Below are 2302 nucleotides of genomic sequence, written 5' to 3'. Positions count from 1 at the left end.
CAGCCTCAGCCGCTGGAGGCCGAGCAGCAGGGAGCGCAGCTCGGTGGTGGAGGCCAGCAGCACGGAGGCGGCGACGCCGAGCGTGCCCTTGGCGAGGACGTTCCAGGCGCCCCAGAGGCCGGGGACGCTGACGGTGAGGCCGAGCAGCTCGGTCTGCTCGCCGGGGACGACGAACGGCATGAGCAGCGCGAACGCCACGAACGGCACCTCGATGACCAGCCGTTTCAGCAGGAAACCGGCCGGGACGCGGGCCACGGCGGCGACGGCGGCGAGCAGCACGGCGTACAGCGCGAACGCCCAGAGGGCCTCTCGGGGTGTGGAGACGACGACCACGACGAAGCCGAGGACGGCGACGAGCTTGCAGTGCGGGGGCAGCCGGTGGACCGGCGAGTGGCCGTGCCGGTAGAGCGTGTGGGCGTGGCCCGCGCCCATGTCAGTCGGACCCGTGGGAGGCGGTGGCGGGCTCCTGCCGGACGCGGCGCCGGTGCACGGCCCAGAAGACCCCGCTGCCGACGACGACGGTGACGCCTACCCCGATCACCCCGGCGAGGCCGCCGGAGATCCGGGCGTCGGCGATGTCCTTGACGCCGTAGTCGGCGAGCGGCGAGTTCGCGGCGCCGTGCTCCTTGACCTTCTCGTCGATGCCCTTGTCGGCGGCGACCTTCTCCAGGCCGTCCGGGCTGGCGGAGGCGTAGTAGGAGACGAACCCGGCGAGGAGGAGGGCGGCGACCAGACCGGTCGCCCAGACCTTGCGGGTGGAGTGGGTGCGGGCGGCGGGGGCGGGGGCGGCCGGGGCGTCGACGAGTTCACCGTCGACGCGCAGCTTCAGCGGGGCGGCGAGCCCACGGGCCCCGTGGACGAGGTCGGGGCGCACCGCGAGCACGGCACCGACGGTCAGCGCGGTGATCACGGCCTCGCCGATGCCGATGAGGACGTGCACGCCGACCATCGCGGTGAGGACCTTGCCGATGGGTACGTCGGTGGTGCCGCCGATCGCGTAGATCAGGGTGAAGACGGCGGCGGCGGCCGGTACGGAGACCAGCGCGGCCACGAACGCCGCCGCGGTCGTCGAGCGGCGGGTGCGCGGCAGCACCCCGGTGAGGCCGCGGAAGAGGGCGTAGGCGACGACGACGGTGACGACGCCCATGACGGTGATGTTGACGCCGAGCGCGGTGAGGCCCCCGTCGGCGAAGAGGATGCCCTGCATCAGCAGGACGACCGCTATGCAGAGCACCCCGGTGTACGGCCCGACCAGGATCGCGGCGAGCGCCCCGCCCAGGAGATGGCCGCTGGTGCCGGCGGCGACCGGGAAGTTCAGCATCTGCACGGCGAAGATGAAGGCCGCGACGAGCCCGGCGAGCGGCGCCGTGCGCTCTCCCCCGAGCTCCCGCCGCGCTCCGCGCAGGCTGACCGCGACCGCCCCGGCGGCGACCACGCCCGCCACCGCGGAGACAGGTGCGTTGATGAATCCGTCGGGTACATGCATGGAAGGGCTCCGCTTCGGGCGAGGGCGCCGGGTCGGGGGACGGGTCGGTGGGGCGGGCCGGTCGTCGGGCCGGGGTCGGGTCGGTCGTCGGGCCGGGTCGGGTCGACAGCCGCTCAATGATAGGGCCCTGTTGCAAAGAGTTCGCAAGAGCGGGGAACAGACAACTAACAACCCTTCCCCACATGCGTCGAACGCGACATATGGGACATTGGGGTGGAAGATACGTGCACACAGGAGGAGCCGGAATGTCTCTCGTGATCCAGGAACACCTCCGGGCCCGGCTCGTCACCGACGGCCCCGAACCCCGGCTCGTCCCCGTCCGGCTGAGCTGCGACACGGCGGCCCCGCAGACCGTGCGGCTCCGCGTCCCGGGCACCGCCGAGCTGACGATCGGCCGGGAGGTGCTGGAGGACGGCCTGCGCTCCCCCGTCGCCGACGGCGAGCTCCGGCTCTGGCCGTGCGGCCGTGCCCAGCTCGTGGTGGAACTGCACGCCCCCGACGGCGTCGCCGTGTTCCAGCTCGACAACGCCCCGGTACTCCGCTTCCTGCGCCGCACATACGCGCCGGCCCCGGCCCGCCCCACGGCCGGAGCGGCCACCCCTCTGCCCTGAGCACCCCTGCCCGCGCCCGGGCACACCGATGGCCCCGTGCACACGGCACGGGGCCATCGGCCACTCCGGTCCCCCGTCCCCACAGGCGACCGGTGCTCCGGGGTCCGCGTCCCGCTCAGGCGCGGCCCCCGGGGTTCTCCGGGATCAGACGCGGCTCAGCTCGCGCCCCCCTCCCGACGGGCCGTCGGACGGGCCGTCGGCCGCC

Annotated in this window: 3 protein-coding genes; 1 reads left to right on the top strand and 2 read right to left on the bottom strand. The window is 74.0% G+C overall.

All coding sequences use genetic code 11. The features are described 5' to 3' along the window. Both IH13_RS0108390 and IH13_RS0108385 read right to left on the bottom strand, forming a co-directional pair. On the bottom strand, positions 1 to 432 hold a 432-nt coding region (locus tag IH13_RS0108390; protein WP_031082481.1), incomplete at its 3' end, for a CbiQ family ECF transporter T component. Position 433: 1 nt separating this feature from the next. After that, positions 434 to 1486, bottom strand: coding sequence for an energy-coupling factor ABC transporter permease (locus IH13_RS0108385; protein WP_031082479.1), 1053 nt, complete (start codon positions 1484 to 1486; stop codon positions 434 to 436). Positions 1487 to 1731: 245 nt separating this feature from the next. On the opposite strand from IH13_RS0108385, the gene IH13_RS0108380 reads away from it, so the two are divergent. Then, entirely contained in the window at positions 1732 to 2097 is a 366-nt protein-coding gene (locus tag IH13_RS0108380; protein ID WP_031082476.1) for an SsgA family sporulation/cell division regulator, read from the top strand. Positions 2098 to 2302: the final 205 nt, after the last annotated feature.

It is taken from the genome of Streptomyces sp. NRRL WC-3549, assembly GCF_000721935.1.
In the GTDB taxonomy this organism is placed as follows: Bacteria; Actinomycetota; Actinomycetes; order Streptomycetales; family Streptomycetaceae; genus Streptomyces.
The sequence above is the reverse complement of the archived record's forward strand: the minus strand, read 5'-3'. Positions and strand labels throughout refer to the sequence as shown.